The 17,103-nt window shown below is 64.8% G+C and carries 13 protein-coding genes; 7 read left to right on the top strand and 6 right to left on the bottom strand.

Going from position 1 to position 17,103, the window contains the following annotated elements:
• The first annotated feature begins 419 nt into the window (after positions 1-419).
• Positions 420-2,702, top strand: a complete 2,283-nt coding sequence (locus SPHPHY_RS0109045; protein WP_231370468.1) for a TIM-barrel domain-containing protein — start codon at positions 420-422, stop codon at positions 2,700-2,702.
• 105 nt (positions 2,703-2,807) lie between these two features.
• Here SPHPHY_RS0109045 and SPHPHY_RS0109040 read toward each other — a convergent pair whose 3' ends face one another.
• Positions 2,808-4,433 (bottom strand): DUF5597 domain-containing protein, encoded by a 1,626-nt coding sequence (locus SPHPHY_RS0109040; protein ID WP_028056690.1) that lies wholly within the window; start codon positions 4,431-4,433, stop codon positions 2,808-2,810.
• A gap of 255 nt (positions 4,434-4,688) precedes the next feature.
• On the opposite strand from SPHPHY_RS0109040, the gene SPHPHY_RS0109035 reads away from it, so the two are divergent.
• Both SPHPHY_RS0109035 and SPHPHY_RS0109030 read left to right on the top strand, forming a co-directional pair.
• Complete coding sequence (locus SPHPHY_RS0109035; protein WP_022686361.1) at positions 4,689-5,087, top strand: DUF2946 family protein; 399 nt, start codon at positions 4,689-4,691, stop codon at positions 5,085-5,087.
• Between the two features lie 87 nt (positions 5,088-5,174).
• A complete protein-coding gene (locus SPHPHY_RS0109030; RefSeq protein ID WP_022686360.1) occupies positions 5,175-7,388 on the top strand; it encodes a TonB-dependent receptor in 2,214 nt (737 codons plus the stop codon).
• A gap of 109 nt (positions 7,389-7,497) precedes the next feature.
• Here SPHPHY_RS0109030 and SPHPHY_RS0109025 read toward each other — a convergent pair whose 3' ends face one another.
• The 5 genes from SPHPHY_RS0109025 to SPHPHY_RS19790 form a co-directional block, all read right to left on the bottom strand.
• Positions 7,498-9,342 (bottom strand): methyl-accepting chemotaxis protein, encoded by a 1,845-nt coding sequence (locus SPHPHY_RS0109025; protein ID WP_028056688.1) that lies wholly within the window; start codon positions 9,340-9,342, stop codon positions 7,498-7,500.
• A 223-nt stretch (positions 9,343-9,565) separates the two neighbouring features.
• On the bottom strand, positions 9,566-10,867 hold the full coding sequence (locus SPHPHY_RS19795) for an HD-GYP domain-containing protein (RefSeq protein WP_022686358.1): 1,302 nt from the start codon (positions 10,865-10,867) through the stop codon (positions 9,566-9,568).
• Between the two features lie 129 nt (positions 10,868-10,996).
• Positions 10,997-11,662, bottom strand: coding sequence for a flagellar hook assembly protein FlgD (locus SPHPHY_RS0109010; protein ID WP_022686357.1), 666 nt, complete (start codon positions 11,660-11,662; stop codon positions 10,997-10,999).
• Between the two features lie 10 nt (positions 11,663-11,672).
• The gene (locus tag SPHPHY_RS0109005) at positions 11,673-12,956 is read right to left on the bottom strand and encodes a flagellar hook-length control protein FliK (RefSeq protein WP_196802152.1); all 1,284 of its coding nucleotides are present in this window, start codon (positions 12,954-12,956) and stop codon (positions 11,673-11,675) included.
• Between the two features lie 136 nt (positions 12,957-13,092).
• On the bottom strand, positions 13,093-14,802 hold the full coding sequence (locus SPHPHY_RS19790; protein WP_081645283.1) for a flagellar biosynthesis protein FlhA: 1,710 nt from the start codon (positions 14,800-14,802) through the stop codon (positions 13,093-13,095).
• On the opposite strand from SPHPHY_RS19790, the gene flgG reads away from it, so the two are divergent.
• Genes flgG through flgH form a run of 4 tightly spaced genes read left to right on the top strand, consistent with a single transcriptional unit; the run spans position 14,750 to position 16,756 of the window.
• On the top strand, positions 14,750-15,505 hold the full coding sequence (flgG, locus tag SPHPHY_RS0108995; protein ID WP_043129993.1) for a flagellar basal-body rod protein FlgG: 756 nt from the start codon (positions 14,750-14,752) through the stop codon (positions 15,503-15,505). The two genes, SPHPHY_RS19790 and flgG, sit on opposite strands and share 53 nt — an antisense overlap.
• On the top strand, positions 15,502-15,666 hold the full coding sequence (locus SPHPHY_RS21960) for a hypothetical protein (RefSeq protein ID WP_156025071.1): 165 nt from the start codon (positions 15,502-15,504) through the stop codon (positions 15,664-15,666). Before flgG ends, SPHPHY_RS21960 begins: the two co-directional genes overlap by 4 nt.
• An 18-nt stretch (positions 15,667-15,684) precedes the next feature.
• A complete protein-coding gene (gene flgA, locus SPHPHY_RS20950) occupies positions 15,685-15,978 on the top strand; it encodes a flagellar basal body P-ring formation chaperone FlgA (protein ID WP_051148297.1) in 294 nt (97 codons plus the stop codon).
• 4 nt (positions 15,979-15,982) lie between these two features.
• Positions 15,983-16,756: a flagellar basal body L-ring protein FlgH gene (gene flgH, locus SPHPHY_RS0108985; RefSeq protein ID WP_022686353.1), complete on the top strand. Its 774-nt coding sequence runs from the start codon at positions 15,983-15,985 to the stop codon at positions 16,754-16,756.
• Positions 16,757-17,103: the final 347 nt, after the last annotated feature.

Below are 17,103 nucleotides of genomic sequence, written 5' to 3'. Positions count from 1 at the left end.
GCAGTGGTGGCCCATGCCGCGAATTGGCGGGGCACACTGGCAGGACCATGGTTTATCCAGATTGTTGTACGCTTCGAGAAGGACCGGCCGTGCACCGATCGGCATCGTCGCATTATCGATCGATGGCGCGGCTCTTCTTGTCGCCGAAAAATCAAGAGCTATAGCAAGCGTGTAGCGCTACGCCGCACCGGTGCTGCTGCGCGGCGGTTGGGCGCTGGGATCGTCTACCGCCAACGCAGCATGACCCGGCACGTGCGCGGCGCGCCTGCATCGAGAGGCCGAGCCTCGTTCACGTGTTTGTCCCCGGCGTGCCTGCGGTGCGTCGCTTTCTGCAAGGAAATCCTGTGCCGGTCCTCGCCCTTCAGCCCATGCTCAAGCCTCTGCCGCGTGCCTTGCTGGCCTGCACCGCGCTCGCAACGATGCCCTTTGCCGCCGCTGCCACGCCCATGGCCACGATCGACCGGAACGGCAGCCTCGTCTCGGTCGAGCCCTATGCACCCAACATCGTGCGCGTGACGATCGCCGTCGACCGCGATCAGGCCGACGCGCCGCCCGGCGATGGGCCGAACGCGAAGAGCGACCCGGCCGGCTGGACCCATCGCACCGAAGCGGCCGGCGATGTCTTCGCTTCTTCCGCGCTGACGCTGACCGTGAATGCCCAGCCATGGCCAAGCGCGCCGACGCAGATGGCGCGGTATTTCGCCCCATCGCTCCCGCCGGTCGGGCTGCGTATCGCCGATGGCGCGGGCAAGACGCTGACGGAGATGACCGGCTGGGAGATGGCGCCCCATGTGGTGAACGGCGAGAAGACGTTCCGCGTCGGCGCCAGCTTCTCCGTCGCGCCCGGAGAGCATTATTACGGACTCGGCCAGAACCAGGAAGGCATTCTGGACCTGAAAGGGCGGACGATCGAATGCCGCCACAATTACGACGCACCCGCCGGCGAGACGGTATGCGTCCCCTTCATGGTCACCAACAAGGGCTATGGAATCGTCTGGGACAATCCCTCGAGCACGACGGTCTCGCCCGGACTGAACAACGCCACACGCTGGCATTCCGACGTCGGGGAGCGCGTGTCCTTCTTCGTCATTACAGGCAAGAGCACGGACGAACTCTACGCCGGTTATGCGCGCCTGACGGGCCAGACGCCGTTGCCGCCCAAGGCGGCATTCGGCCTCATCCAGAGCAAGGCGCGCTATGAGACCGAGAAGGAACTGCTCGACATCGCCGAGGGCTACCGCAGCCGTCAACTGCCGCTGGACGTGATGGTGCTCGACTGGTTCCACTGGTCGCGAATGGGCCAACTCGATATCGACCGGACGTTCTTCCCCAACCCAAAAGCCATGAACGACAAGCTGCATGGCATGGGGATGCGCTCGATCATCAGCGTCTGGCCGCGCTTCGAGAAGGAGTCGCGCTACTTCAACACGCTCGCGAGCAAGGGCTGGTTCCTGAAAGACAAGGACGGCAACGTCGTCGATGGCCTGCCGTTCCGATCCGATCGGGCCGGAGCGCTGATCGACACGACCAATCCGGACGCGCGCCGCTGGTTCTGGGATCGCATCCGCGACAATATCGCCAGCGAAGGCTTCGACTGGTTCTGGCTGGACGAAACCGAGCCGGACCTGGTGCCGGACGGCAGCTTCTATTCGATCGGGTCCGGCGATCGCCTCCACAACATCTTCCCGTTGCTTCACACCAGCGGCGTTGCGGAAGGCTCGGCACGGGATCGGCCCACGATGCGCAACCTGATCCTGTCGCGCGCCGCCTATCTGGGCGTGCAGCGCAACGGCGCGCTGTTCTGGTCGTCGGACATCCAATCGACCTGGGAGGTTTATCGCCGCCAGATCCCGACCGGCCTCGGCTTCACCGCGACCGGCATGGCTTATTGGGGAAGCGACATCGGCGGCTGGCAGTGGCCGAACGGGCCGAAGGCGGAGAAACCGCCGCTGCTTGATCCGGCCGGCGCAACGGCGATGGCACCCAGTTACGCGGACTATCCGGAATTGTTCACCCGCTGGTTCGCCTATAGCGTTTTCACGCCGACGTTGCGCATCCATGGTCAACGGCCCGGCACCGCATTGTGGGAGTACGGCAAAGCCGCCGAGCCCGTGCTCGCGAGCTTCCTCAAGCTGCGATATACGCTGATGCCGTACATCTATTCGCTGGGTCGCCAAACTTACGAGACGGGCGCGCCCTTCATGCGGGCGTTGTTCATGGATTTCCCGAACGATCCCAAGGTCGCGAACATGGGCGACGAATATATGTTCGGTCCCGCCTTCCTTATCGCACCCGTGACCGAACAGGGTCAGACCAGCCGCGAGGTCTATCTGCCCGCGGGCACCGACTGGTACGATTACTGGACGAACGAGCGCCATGGCGGTGGTCGAACCGTCACCGTGCCGACCCCGATCGACCGTATCCCTCTGTTCGTCCGCGCGGGATCCATTGTGCCGATGGGAGTGCAGGTCCCGAGCACGGCGACGAAGCAGGCGCTGGACAGCATTCGGGTCTATCCCGGCGCGGACACCAGCTTTGCTGTCTACGACGACGACGGCGTGACCAACGCGTACAAGGCCGGCAAGAACGGCACCACTGCGCTGCTACGCTGGGACGACAAGACGGGTCGGCTGCGCGCCGAGGGCAAGCTGCCGACCGGTCAGGACGCGACGGCGCTGGTTCAGGTGATCGGCGCCCGGTGAGCGGCGACGTTGCAGGGGCGCTTTCCACGTTGCCCCTGGAACGTCCTCGCGGGCAAGCGGCAGGAGCGAGTGCAACGCCCGCTCCTGCCGCTTGCCCGCGGACGGTCAGCGATAGCGCCCCATCGTCACCTTGAGCAGCACCGGACGGTCGACGAGATTGATGCCGTAATCCGTCTGATCGCCGTTCCAGACCCGATCGGTGATCCACCGGCCCGCGACGAAGCGGCCCTCCTCCACCTTCACGACCATGCCCGTCGCCGGCCCGCCCTCGCGCGGGGCGAAAGTGAGACGCACGTGATCGCCGGTGAAAAGGAACTGGTCGGCGGACAATTGCGCGACCGCGACGCCGCCGACCGGCTCGCTACCCCATGGCACGGGTTCCGATTTCAGCCAGGTCCACTCTTTCATGCCGAACTGCCATTCGCCCCAACTGGCAGTGATCTTCCAGTCGCCCATCGTCGTCGATGCCGCAGCACCGTCGTCGGGCTTGCCTGCCCCCCAGGTCGGATGCTCGAACGCGATCCGCGCCCATTCCCGGTTCATCCCGCGGAAGACGGCATAGGGCCTGGCGAAAGCGTCGAGCGCTTCGGCATCCAGGGCCTTCGCACCCAGCGGGTAGTTGAAGAACCCGGTGTCATCCATACCGAACGGAGAAAAGCCGATCGCGCCACGCCCGACGGCGTCATAGAAATAACGCGCGAACGCTCGGGCGTTGCCGATCTCGGGCACCATAAGCGCATTGTCCGCCCGGTTATACGCATCGAGGTACAGACCGACGTTCTTACTGACCTTGTCGTAGATGTCCGGGGCCGCAAAATCGATCGAAGGCGCTGCCGCCTTCCAGATGTCGAGGACGTCCTGCTGCGGCCCGCCGCTGGCGACGCCGGTCGGGTCCGGAACGTTGGACGGTCCCGCGAGCGCCGCGTTGACGTACATCGGCAGCGGCTTGACCGCCTTGCCCGCCGCGACGATCTCGTCGATGTACCTGGCCGTGTACCAGGTATTGAAAGCACGATCCGCCTGCCCGGCGAACACTTGCGTCCATGTGCCGGCCTTGCCGACCCTGCGCGCCAGCGGCGCTGGCACCGGCTGGGCGAACAGGCGGTTCGCCGACGCGCTATAGTCGCGCGGGTTGCGGTAGCTTCCGACTTCGTTCTCCGGCTGGACCAGGATGACGGTGTGCTGCTGGTCGTGATCCCGCAGATAGGTCATCAACGCTACGAACGCGCGCTTGTCTGCCTCCAGCGTGCTGCGCGCCATGGGCGACAGGACGTAATGATCCTTTCCCGCCTTGTCCTTCATGCGTGGGAAGCGGCGGTTGTCCAGCTTGACCCAGTCCGGGGTGTAGCTGGGCGACGTGTTCTTCCACGTCCCGAACCACAGCAGCACGATCCGTTTGTCGTGGGCGCGCGCCTGATCGAGAAGGGTCTGCACGAACGTGAAGTCGAACTTGCCTTCACTCGGCTCGATCTGCTGCCACGCCACCGGGATCTCGACGGTGTTCGCATTCATCCGATCGAGGATCGGCCAGACCTGCGGGAGGGCTGACGCATAATTGCTCGAATTGTTGACCTGGCCGGCAAGGATAAGGAAAGGCGCACCGTCGACGAACAGCGCATGGCGACCACCCCTCGTTTCCAGATGTGGCAGGGCGGTGGCGTTCGGTTGCGTAGCACCAGGCACGGCCGAGAGCAGCAACATGCCTGCAAGAAGGGAGTTGAGACGTTTCATGTTTGTGCCTTGCAGCCCCGTTTCGACATGACAGAAAACCGTGCGGTCGGCTCGCCGTAGATCGCGTGCCTCATGCCGTTCGTAAATGCCTCTATTAAGCAGAACAATTGATCGACGTTGCGCCGGTCTGCGAGACACCTCGCGGACGTCCCCAGTCTGCCAATGAGCCGCGCGGCACATCCGTTCGGGTCAGTGAGAACGAGCGAGACGAATTGTCCAAGTGACACCTCACAAAGACGGCGATAACCGACATCCGTGCAGACCGTCAGGCACCTTTTCGCGCAACGCCATCTCGCCGTGCTGCTCTGCGCGGCGGCGCTGCTGCTGAAGCTGCTCGTTCCGACTGGCTACATGATCGAGAGCGATCACGGCCGCCTTGCGGTGGTCGTCTGCTCCGGCATCGCGCCCGCCACGTCGATGGAAATGCACGACGGGGTGGCCGATCACGGCAAGTCGAAGGACCATGGCAAGGCTGACATGCCCTGCGCCTTCTCCGGTTTCTCCGCGGCCATGACGACGGCGATCGATCCCGTTCAGCTCGCTGCACTCATCGCCTTCGTAATGGCTATTGGCCTGGTGGTCGCGACGGTGCCGGTGCCATCACGCCCGGCTTTTCTGCGCCCCCCGTTACGCGGCCCACCCGCCTACCTCTGACACCTCATCCCGCGCTGCTTCAAACGGCTGCGTTCATGAACCGCGGCCCCGGTCATTATCGACGGCGGGCCGGTCGAAGGTATTCCCATGTTCCGTTACTACCTTCCGTCGGGCGCACTTGCGTCCTGCCTGCTGCTCGCCGCGCCGGCTTTCGCTCAGTCGGGCGACACCACAGGCGACCGCAGCGATATGACGATCGTCGTCACCGCCCTGCGCGATCCGCTCAAGCTCGACGATCAAGCCCAGGCGGCCAGCCGCCTGGGCTTGTCGATCCGCGAGACGCCGGCGAGTGTCGAGGTGCTGACCCAGCAAGAGCTACAGTTGCGCGGCCTGCGCACCGCGCGCGAAACCTTCAACGACGTGGTGGGTGCGATCGCCGGCAACGTGCCGGGCAACCCGGCCGTGGTCAGCCTGCGCGGCTTCGCCGGCAATACCGTCTCGATTTTACAGGACGGGGTCCGCGTATCGGGATCGACGGTCGTGCAGCGCGATAGCAACAACTGGCACTACGATCGGGTCGAGGTGCTGAAGGGACCGGCTTCGGTCCTCTACGGCGAGGGCGCATTGGCAGGTGTCATCAACAAGGTGACGCGCAAGCCGGTGTTGAACGAGCGCCATCTGGATACATTGCTGACGGTCGGCAGCTTCGACACGACGCTCGCGGCCGGCGGGGTCAACCTGCCGTTGTCGTCGACGCTCGCGGTGCGCGCCGACGCCAGCTACCAGCGATCGGACAGCCTCTATGATGTCGACAACAACGACACCTTCTCGGCCGGATTGACCGCAAGCGCATTGTGGAAGGCCAGTGACCGCCTGTCATTACTGGTCGCGGTCGATCACTTCGAGGATCGCTACGATGCGACCTACCAGGGTCTGCCCCTTATTCCGGGCCGATATGCGTTGCGACCGACCGATGCGGTGACGTCGTCAACAGGGCTCGTTGCCGACCGCGCACTCCGCCGCCGCAACTACAATCCACAGGGAGCCTATTCGGGGGCGGATGAGACGACGGCCCGCGCACGACTCGGCTGGATGTCCGGCAACGGCTGGACAGTCGCACTCGACCTTACCGGTTACACCGCGAAGCGCGCGTTCCTGCTGGCGGATACCCAGACTTTCGTCGGCCCGAGTGCGGCGTTCCCCAACGGTGCCTTTCGACAAAGCTACCAGGACTTCCGCCACGATCATCAGTTCTGGAACGCGCGCGCGGTCGTCGGCAACGACAGCCGCGTCGCCGGCATGCGCAATCGGCTCAGCGTCGGGATTGAGCACAATGACACCGACTTCGTCAGCCTGCGCCAGACGGCGCCTCCCTCGGCCTTGCCGACGGTGGACATTCGCGACCCAGCCGTCATCCCGCTACCTTCCACGGCAGCGATCTTTACTGCCGGCAACATAACCTTTGATTCGAGACTCAAGCAGACGGCCGTGTTTGCGGAGAATGCGCTAAACCTGACACCCCGATGGCTGCTCGTCGGCGGTGTCCGCTGGGACCATATCGCGCTGGACCGTCGGACGATCCAGAACGTCTCAGGCACCGTCGATCGCAACAACCCGACGTTCGACCCCGTATCGTGGCGAGCGGGCACGACATGGGAGGCCACACCGGCGCTGACGCTTTACGCCCAATATACGACGGCGGTATCGCCGGTTTCCTCGATCCTGCTTGCCTCGATCGCCAACAGCCGGTTTCGGCTGACCACGGGTCGCGCCTACGAGGCCGGGTTCAAGGCAAGCACGTGGGGTGGCCGGGCAAGCCTCACCGGCGCCGCCTACCGCATCGAGCAGCGTGACATCCTGACCCGCGATCCCACCAACCCGGCGCTCGCGGTGCAGGGCGGTCGCCAGTCCTCGCAGGGGGTCGAGTTGTCCGCGATCGTATCTCCGGTGAAAGCGCTACGCCTGTCGGGCGGGGTCTCCTACACCGACGCGCGATATGATGAACTTTCCGAGCTGGTGAACGGTGCACGGGTAGAGCGGAGCGGCAATCGACCGATCAACATACCTTCGACGACGGTGAACCTCTCGGCGCTTTATACGCTTGCCGCCAAGGTGACGATCGGCGGCTTTTTCCGCCACGTCGGTGCGTTTTACACCGACACCGCGAACACGATTCGCGTGGCGGGGCATGACGTGCTGGATGCCAGCCTGTCGGTGCCGGTAAGCCAACACGCAACGCTTACATTGCGCGGCCGCAATCTTACCGACGCCTTCTACGGCGAGTATTCCGGCTATCCCACCACCAACGTCTATATCGGCGCGCCGCGATCTTTCGAAGTCGCGTTGGCAACACGCTTCTGACGATCAAACGGCATCCGCGATCTGTGGCATCGCGGATGCCCGGCGGGTATCGCGCTCGTTCGATCCCGCCCGCGTCCTTGCACCATCGATCCGTCGCTTCGCGGCGCGCTTAGAACGAGGACCAATCCTGCTGCACGGCTGCCGCGCTCCGCCCGGACCGCGCACCAGCGGCGATACGCGCCCCGGCCTGCGCCGCCCGTGCCTGAAGCTGGTGCACCGAAGACACCGGGCGCGGCACGGCGGAACGCTTATCCAGTCGGAAGCGGCTGACCTGCCGCGACATGTTCTCGGTTTCATCCGCCAGGCTGCGTGCGGCGGCAGTTGCCTCCTCGACCATCGCGGCGTTCTGCTGTGTGACGCCGTCCATCTCGCCCACCGCCGTGTTGACCTGCTGGAGTCCGATCGCTTGCTGTTCGGCGGCCGCGGCGATGTCGGACACGAGCCCGCTGATCTCTCCGATCCGCCCGGTGATCCGCGTCAACGCTTCACCAGCCTGTCCCACGAGCGTCACGCCGGCGTCGACCTGCTGCGCGGAGGCGCCGATCTTGCTTTTCACGTCCTTTGCCGCATCCGCCGAGCGCTGCGCGAGTGCGCGAACTTCCGACGCGACGACTGCGAAACCCTTGCCGGCATCCCCTGCCCGCGCGGCCTCGACGCCCGCATTGAGCGCAAGCAGATTGGTCTGGAAGGCGATGCCATCGATCACCGCGATGATCTCGCTGATCTCGTTGGATGAACGCTCGATCCCGTTCATCGCCTCTACCGCACGCCGTACGACCTCGCCCGATTGTTCCGCGTCGGTTCGCGCACCCAGCACGACGGCGTTACAGCGGTTGGCGTTCGCGGCGGTCTCCCGGACGGTTGTCGTGATCTCATGCATGGCGGCCGCGGTTTCCTCGAGGCTCGCCGCTTGTTGCTCGGTGCGTTGGGAGAGATCGTCCGAAGCCTGGCGAATATCGCTGGCGCCATTCGTTATGCCCGCGGCGCTTTCATTCATCGCCACCAGCGTTGCCGAGACGGACGTCATCGCGTTGTTGAAATCGTCTTTCAGCTTGGCGAAGGGGCCGGTCAGGTCGGCTTCGATCCGCGCGGTAAGATCGCCGTTCGCCAGCGCGTCGAGTCCGCTGCCGACGCTGTCGACGATCAGCGCGGTCTGCTCCTGCTTTGCACGCTCTGCGCTTGCCAGTTGATCGCGGAACGTGACCATCGCGCCCGCGAGTTCACCAACCTCGTCGCGCCGATCGCCGACAGGCACCACGACGTTCAGGTCCCCGGCCGCAAGCTTGCCCAACGCCTGCGTCATCGACGAAAGTGGCCGCGCGATTCCGCGGATGAGTGATATCAACAGTCCGATCGCCAGAGCGATTACCGCGATGGACAGCCCGACCGACAAGTCCCGTGACGTCGTATAGGTTGCATTTGCGTCGGCCATGTCGGTATCCATCAGACCGATCTGGATCGATTTGAGCTTACCCGCATCGTTGCTCGCTTGATCGAAGGCCGTTTTACTGCGTCGGAAGCTGGCAAGTGCGTCGGCATTGCGGTTCACATGGGAAAACTGCAGCGTCTGTTCGGAGTCGACCAGATAAGCTTTCCAATCCGACCTGAATGCGCCGAATGCGGCCCGTGCTTGCGGGTTCTTCAACGAGTGTTCAAGGAACGCCACGTCTTTTGTGATCCCTGCGGCCTGCGTGACCGCCTCATGCTCCGCCGCCGAAATTTCGTCAGGCGCCTGCGACAAGATGCTGGTGGCCTCGGCATTCCGGTAATCCGACGTTTCCGTATCCAGTGCCGCTACGGCGACAAGCTTGTCCCTGCGATCATGGCCAAGCATTTCTGCGACATCGTTCAGCGTACGCTGACTGACGATCGAGGTCGTCGCCATAGCCAGGAGAGACCCCAGCAGGATACAAAAGACGACGATCAGTTTTGCACTAATCTTGAGGTTTTTCACGCGTGGAAGCCCTTGCCAACTCCCAGCAACATACAGCAACATGTATTAATAATGTACCTGCATCGGGCTGCCGGCCGCGCGCTTCGTCGATGCGGTATCGGGCACGGCGAAGCCGCGCCAGTGCATGACGTGACGCTGACGACAATGCCGCTACAGACTGTCAATCTGAACCCGGGCATAAGCCCCAACGAAAGCAGGAAGGCGCCCCGCAGCGCGCCGCCTGTTAGTCCGGCAGAAGCGCCGGCTCGCCTGCCATGATCCGGGTCGACATCGCGCTCCAGTCCGCAGTGAACCAGCGCGCCGCCTCTTCCGCGGCGACAGCATGTTCAGCGTTACGGTCATGCAGGACGACGTCTTCATAGGGCAGAATGCAGGCATCGACCGTCGAATAGAAGACGCGCGCGAGCGGGTAGCGGTTCTCGACCTTCGAGGGCAGTACCACCGCAAGGCGCTTGGATCGCAACCGCACCAGTTTGCCCGGCGGAAACACGCCGATCTTGCGCATCAGGCAGAAGACGAGATCCCTGTCGAACTCGCCGTGCGCTTGTTCCATCTTTCCGAGAGCCATCGCTGGCGCGATGCCTCTGCGATACGGCCTGTCGGACGTCATTGCATCGTAGACGTCGCAAACTGCTGCGAGGCGCGCAGCATGGCTTACGTCGTCGCCAGCGAGGCCGAACGGGTAGCCTGACCCATCCAGCCGTTCGTGATGGTGAAGGCATACTTCCCAGGCGACCGCCGGCAGGCCAATCACCTGCTGCAGCAGCGCGTGTCCGAGTTCGGGATGGCGACGGATCTCCTTGACTTCGGCGTCGGTCAGCGCGCCTTCCTTTCTCAGGATCGCGCTGTCGATCGACATCTTTCCGATATCGTGGAGCAGGCCGGCGGTGCCCATCGACCGCGCCGCATCGTCGGACAGCCCGGCCTCTTGCGCCAGGCAAATCATCAAGGCACATACCGCGACCGAGTGGACGTAGGTCTCGTCGTCTTTCGCCCGCAGCCGGATGACGCTGATGAACGCGTGGATGTTTTGGCGCAATGCCTCGGCGATGTCGTCGACCACCGTCAGCACGACAGGGGTGGAGATGGCGCGACCCTGCAGGCAACCTTCGAACAATGCCTTGACCGCACTGGTCGAACGTTGGGCCACACCGAGGGCGCGTTCGCGATCCGCGCGGCCGAACGCGGTCGGCGCAATGACGCGCGTGCCGACCGGACCGTGGCATAACGACGGCCAATGCCGCTTGAAGTGTATGCGGTGAGCCATCTGTCGCGGCACTACTTGCGCGCCGCGACGATCCGTATCGCCCTCGCCTGCACGGATCCGCCGCTTCCTCACCGACACATCGCACCCGCGATTCGTGTCGATCATGACCATCAGGTCCGAACTCCGAACTTTTTCCAGCACATTGACATCATCCACGACGAAGCGTGATCGCCAGAATGGATGCGCGATCCACGTTGCTTTTATGTCGTGGACGTACATCCCCATCTCGACATTGCACGACTCGATCAACTTAAGCATACAACCTCACGGGACCCTCAATAGTGCGACATCGCGGTCAATTTCATGATGTATTCATCAACGGATTTCGTTCGTCGATGGATTGGGGCAAAACGACCTTTGCACGTCGCTGTGCGTTGATCGCAAGTCTCACTCAGCGGCAGCACCCAGCACGTTCTTCACCAGCGACATCTTGAACTCCGCACCGTTGACGGCGACCATCGTGCCCTCGCCGCCCGAGACGATGCCCGAGACCTTCCCGCGCGACAGGATCGTCGCATCGAGCGGCAGTCCCTTCGCGTCCTGAGCGGTAAGCGTCAGGGTGTAGCTTCCGTCCGGGGCGCGCTGACCATCGGAACGGACGCCATCCCAGCGGATATCTCCGGCATGGTCCCGCGACAGCGCGATCGTCCGAACCGGCTGCTTTGCGGCGTCGAAGATCGTCGCCGTCACCGAGGTCGCCTCGCCTTTGACCGCGTAGGACCAATGCGCGGGCGTTTGCCCGATCAGTCCCGCCACCGGGCTGGCGATCGCGACGTCACGCCCGATGAACCCGGCCCCCATCATCAAGTCCTGGGAGTTCAGCTTGGCGAGCACGTCGCGCAACGTGCCGCTCTGCTGCATCGTCTGCTCGACCTGTGAAAATTGCGCCAGCTGCTGGGTGAATTGGGCGGTGTCCATCGGATCGAGCGGATCTTGATTCTTCATCTGCGTCGTCAACATCTTGAGGAACATGTTGAAGTCGGCGCCGATGGTCTTGGCGGCACCGGTCGCTGGCGCGGCGACGGCAGTGGTGCTGGACGATATGGCAGTCATCGGGTGCTCCTCAGGCAAGCATGTCGACGCGGCCCGGCAGGGCGGCGCGGTGAATGATTGGTTCGTGCAGCGAGACCGGAGGGTCCCCGTCCCCGGTCATGGCGAAGCGACGATCGGCGCGACCGGGATGCGGTTGCGCGAAGCCACCGCCGCTCTGCCCCTCGTCGAAACGGAACGACCCGGCGTCGGTCCGAACACCGGCTTGCGCGAGCGCACGGTCGAGTTGCCCGACATCGCGGCGGAGCAATTCCCGCGCGGCCGGTGATTCCGTCGCAACGACGGCGCGCAGCTCGCCGCCTTGATCGAACGAGAAGCGGATGTGGACCCGCCCCATCTCGGCCGGGTCGAGCCGAACCGTCACTTCCTCGCGTCCCGCGGCGATCTGGCGACGCACGATCGCGCCGATTTCTGACCCAAAGTGCCCGCTCAATGCATTCGCCTGTGGCAATGTGCCGGTCGCCGCCGGCGTGGCAGGCAACGCGGGATACGCAAGACGCAGCGTCGCGTCGGTGATCGATGCCGGCAACGGTGTCGCTGCCGAAACGCCGGGTGGCGGCGTTGCCGGCAGATCCACGCCGACATGTCGGATCCCGGCGCTGGTGTCAGGCATGACTTCGAGCGCTTTCCTGGCGGATGACTTGTCGAGCGCGCCCGTATTGAAAGCGCGCGTGGCCAGCACATCCGGCGCCTGCTCGAGCACCGACGTCGCGATCACTCCGGCGCCCGCCTCGATGGGTTCCGCTCCGTCCGATGCGGCGGCCGCCTTCGTAGATGGAGACCCTCGCACGGTCATGTTCTGCGGCACCACCGCCTGCGACGTCGTTGTTGGCATCACCGGTGCAGGTGCAGGTGCAGGTGCAGGTGCAGGTGTCGGGACGGCGGACGGGACAGCGTCGCCAAGCGGCGATCGCGGCTCTTCGTCGTCGACGTCCGTACCAGGCTTGTCGGAACTGGCCGCAACCGCGGCCTGCGAACTGGCTTCCGCCGGAACAAGCTCCGCCCCTACCGCCGGATCTGCCGCCATCGGCGTTGGTGCCGAGATGACCGCGACCGACCCGCCCACTGGCACAGCGCTTGTCGCTGGCTTGATCATCGGTCCTGCGCCGGCTGCGGCCGTTATGACGGACGGATGCTGCTCAGTGGGCGATCCCGTCGCCACCCCGGTGGTCGCGGCATCCTCGAACGCGGCGATCGGCTGCGAAGATATAGCGGACAGCTGAATGTCCGCGCATGCCGGCGATGGCGCTGCTGCCGCGAGGACCGTGCCCGCATCGATCAACGCAGCGAAGCCCACGGTTGCCGTTGTCCCCGCTGGGCCGATCCCGCCCGCGTTACCCGCCGACGTTATCGCAGTCGCGAACGAGGTGATCGTATCCGCCATCATCGAAGCCCCCCAAATACTACACGGTAATTATAGGAGGACAGCCGCGTCATGCGGCGTTCCGCAGCGCTTTCGTCACAGCGGGCGCTGCCGCTTCGAGCGAACCGATCGTGCGAATGCGCGCACGGACATGGATTTCGCTCTGCGACAGCACCACGGTGGCAGGGCGGATCCGTTCGACCACCGACCTGACGAACGCCCGCACGCTCGGGCTTACCAACAGGCACGGCACTTCGCCCGCCTGTGCGAACCGTTCAAAAGCGTCGCGCACGTCGCTGGCGAAGCGATGCATCTGCGTCGGGGACATCGCCAGCTGTCGATCGTCACCCTGTCCGACTATGCTCTCCTCGAAGCACGCATCCCAGCTGGGACCAAGTGTGACGATCGGGATCGTGCCGTCGCGAGTATGCTGCGCGGAGATCTGCCGCGACAGGCGTGAGCGCACATGCTCGACCATCGTCCGGATGTTCTGCGTAAAGCCGGTCGCCTCTGCTACGCCTTCGAGGATCGTCGTCATGTCGCGGATCGACACTTCTTCGGCCAGCAGCATCTGTAGCAGCCGCTGCAATCCCGACATCGAAAGCTTTGCCGGGATGATCTCCGCGACCAGTTTGGCGTCTTCCTTGTGCACATCGGTCAGCAGCTTCTGCGTTTCGGTATAGGACAGGAGATCCGGCAGGTTCGCCTTGACCACCTCCGTCAGATGAGTGGTGACGACCGTGCCGCAGGTGACGACCGTAAGCCCACGTAATCCGGCCTCCTCGCGTAGGCTGCGGTCAATCCACAATGCGGGCAACTTGAACACGGGCTCCAGCGTCGCTTCCCCGCTCATGCCGATGTCGCCCCCGCCAGGCGCGATGACCATCAACTTGTCGATCCGCAGCTCGCCGCGGGCGACCTCGGTGTCTTTGACGTGAACGACATATTCGTTCGCTTGAAGGCTCATGCTGTCGAGAATGCGGACCGCGGGCAGGACGAAGCCATAGTCCCCCGCCAATTGGCGCCGTAACGCGCGAACCTGATCGTCCAGCCGCGGCTCTGCGACGGCATCGTTGATCAGCGGCAGCAGCGCATAGCCAAGTTCGACCCGGATCGCGTCGATCGCGATCGTCCGGCTGATGGGCTCGTCGACATCCGCCTCGGCCTGTTCCGCCAGTGCGGCGCGCGCCGTTTCGGCCGCCTTGTCGCGCCAGGCGCGCTGCGACATCTGCCACGCCGCCACACCGCAACACGTCGCCAGCAAGGCAAACGGGACGAACGGCAGGCCGGGGATGAAGGCGAGCGCGGTCAGCAGCGCCGCGACCATGCCGAACGCCTTCGGATAGCGGCCGAGCTGCTCGCCCAGCGCAGCGCCCGTTTTTCCCGTCACGCCACCCTTGGAAACGAGCAGGCCGGCAGCGATCGAGACGATCAGCGCGGGGATCTGGCTGACCAGCCCCTCGCCCGCGGTCAGTATCGTGTAGGTGCGGAAGGCGTCACCGAACGGTACGCCGTGGATCAACACACCGATGGTCAGCCCGACGACGATGTTGATCCCGGTGATGACCAGAGCGGCGATCGCGTCGCCCTTAACGAACTTGGACGCACCGTCCATCGCACCGTAGAAGCCGCTTTCGGCCTCCAGTTCGGCGCGTCGGTCGCGCGCCTCCTGTTCGGTGAGGAGCCCGGCGGACAGATCGGCGTCGATCGCCATCTGCTTGCCCGGCATGTTGGCGCAGCAAACCAACGTCGACGTGATCGCGAACAACATCGCCAACATGAACACCACCGCCTTCAAGCGGCAGCGTGCCGAGTTCCAGGACCTGCTGTACCAGAAGGATTCGCGGCCGGGCGCCACCACCAGCGCCGACAACACACGCGTGCCCTCCGGCATCCAGATCGGCTCCGGCGTGCGGACCGCCGACATCGCTCGCATCGGAGAGCAGGGCCCGATCACCAGGACCGGCAACGATTACGATATGGCGATCGACGGCAAGGGGTTCTTCCGCGTCACGATGCCGGGTGGCGATCTCGCCTATACCCGCGCCGGCTCGTTCCGGCTGTCGCCCGAAGGCATGCTGGTGACCACGGACGGGTACCCGGTCCAGCCCGAGATCACGATCCCGCGTGACGTGATCGCGGTGCAGGTATCGAAGACGGGCATGGTCCAGGTGAAGCTGGCCGGCCAGACCGAAATGCAGGATGTCGGCCAGCTCGATCTCGCGCTGTTCGTCAACGAGGCGGGGCTTGAGGCGGTCGGCTCGAACCTGTTCCTGGAGACCGACGCATCGGGCCAGCCCAACGTCGCGAACCCCGGCCAGCCCGGCTACGGCATGCTTGAGCAACGCTCGCTGGAGGCATCGAACGTCAACCCGGTGCAGGAGATCACCGCGCTGATCAGCGCGCAGCGCGCCTATGAGATGAACAGCCGGACGGTGAAGACCGCCGACGAGATGCTCGCCACCACCTCGCAGTTGCGTTGAGCGCGATGTTGCTGGCCAACGCCGCCGTCGCGGCGCTGCTGGCGGGGATCATCCCCGTCGGCAGCGCCCGCCCCGCCGCTGCGACGCCGGAGGTCTTCGTCCTTTCCCATCCGGTAACGGCCGGTACGACGCTGACGATCGCCGACTTCCGCCTTCGCTAGGCCGGCGATCCCCCCTCGATGACCGGGTCCGTGCGGCCCGCCGATGCCGCCGGGTTCCAGGCGACGCATAACCTGGCGGCCGGGCGCGTGGTGCGGCGCAGCGACATGCGCGCGCCGCAGCAGATCAGCCGCGGCGACGCCGTCGCCATCTTCTATCGTGCCGGCGGTCTCTCGATCACCACGCCGGGACAGGCGCTGTCGGGAGCCGCAAACGGCCAGCCGATCCGTGTGCTCGCGCTTGCGACCCGCCGGAGCCTCGACGCCATCGTCGACGGCCCCCGCCGCGTCCGCATCGTCAACGAACAGGAATAGCCGCATGTCGCCGAAGCTACCCTACGCCCCCGTCGCGCTCGCGATGTCGGCCTTCGCGTTGTCCGGCTGCGGCACGGTCGACCGTCTCTCCGCGATCGGCAAAGCGCCGCGGATGGGGCCCGCCATTTCGCGCCCGGCACCCGATGTTCAACCTTCGCTGGGCGGTCAGGCGATCGCCGGTCGCTATACCGGCGGCGTGACGACACAACAGGCGGGTGGCGGCGCATCGCTGTTCCGCACCGGCGCGGGTGCCTTCTTCCACGATCAGCGCGCCTCCAGCGTCGGTGACATCCTGACCGTCCGGATCAACATCGCTGACAATGCGGCGCTGGATAACAGCTCTACCCGCTCGCGGCGCGGCAAGGAGAACCTCGGGTTGCCCGGCCTGCTCGGACTTGAATCGAAGATCGGCAAGGTGCTGCCCGGCAACCCCAATCCATCCAGCCTTATCGCCACCGACAGCAATTCCGCATCGGGCGGCGCCGGCAACACCTCGCGCAGCGAACAGATCAACACCGCGATCGCCGCGGTGGTGGTCGACGTGCTGCCGAACGGCAACCTCTCGATCGCGGGGCATCAGGAAGTCCGCGTCAACTTCGAACTGCGCGAAGTCGTGGTCCAGGGCATCGTCCGCCCGCAGGATATCGCGCGCGACAACAGCATCCGCAGCAACCAGATCGCCGAGGCCCGCATCGGCTACGGTGGACGCGGCCAATTGACCGACATGCAACAGCCGCGCCTCGGACAGCAGTTGCTCGATGTCATCCTGCCGTTCTGAGGCCCGGATGCAAGCGCCGGGACGACATGGGTCCACGAGTCGGAGGGAGAGAGACGCGGGTCGGCCGGCCGAGCCGATGCACGTCATGGGAGCGACGATCGATCGGCCCGAACTCCTCCAGGTCGTCGAGCGTGCGCGCTCGATCAGGCAAGCTCTCCTGAATCAGCCCGGCGCTTATTCTGTCGCGCGAACCGGCGCCTGGCCTGGCATTCCGCCTGCCCGCATGTCGCTCGCGCCTCGATGAAAACCCGCGCCGTCCTCGCGGATGCCGGGCCGACCGGGCGGCAGCGCATTTGAGGAATTGGCAACGCGCCGCCACGAAGCTAAGACCACGGCGAGGGCCTTTT

It is taken from the genome of Sphingomonas phyllosphaerae 5.2 (assembly GCF_000419605.1).
GTDB classification, from domain to species: Bacteria; Pseudomonadota; Alphaproteobacteria; order Sphingomonadales; family Sphingomonadaceae; genus Sphingomonas; species Sphingomonas phyllosphaerae_B.
Note: the sequence above shows the minus strand (reverse complement) of the source record. Positions and strands in the feature narration are given on the sequence as shown.

Coding starts and splice junctions, on each gene's coding strand:
- SPHPHY_RS0109045 (WP_231370468.1), top strand. CDS start 420: ATGCCCTTTGCCGCCGCTGCCACGCCCATGGCCACGATCGACCGGAAC.
- SPHPHY_RS0109040 (WP_028056690.1), bottom strand. CDS start 4,433: ATGAAACGTCTCAACTCCCTTCTTGCAGGCATGTTGCTGCTCTCGGCC.
- SPHPHY_RS0109030 (WP_022686360.1), top strand. CDS start 5,175: ATGTTCCGTTACTACCTTCCGTCGGGCGCACTTGCGTCCTGCCTGCTG.
- SPHPHY_RS19795 (WP_022686358.1), bottom strand. CDS start 10,867: ATGCTTAAGTTGATCGAGTCGTGCAATGTCGAGATGGGGATGTACGTC.
- SPHPHY_RS0109010 (WP_022686357.1), bottom strand. CDS start 11,662: ATGACTGCCATATCGTCCAGCACCACTGCCGTCGCCGCGCCAGCGACC.
- flgG (WP_043129993.1), top strand. CDS start 14,750: ATGTTGGCGCAGCAAACCAACGTCGACGTGATCGCGAACAACATCGCC.
- SPHPHY_RS19790 (WP_081645283.1), bottom strand. CDS start 14,802: ATGTTGGCGATGTTGTTCGCGATCACGTCGACGTTGGTTTGCTGCGCC.
- flgA (WP_051148297.1), top strand. CDS start 15,685: ATGACCGGGTCCGTGCGGCCCGCCGATGCCGCCGGGTTCCAGGCGACG.
- flgH (WP_022686353.1), top strand. CDS start 15,983: ATGTCGCCGAAGCTACCCTACGCCCCCGTCGCGCTCGCGATGTCGGCC.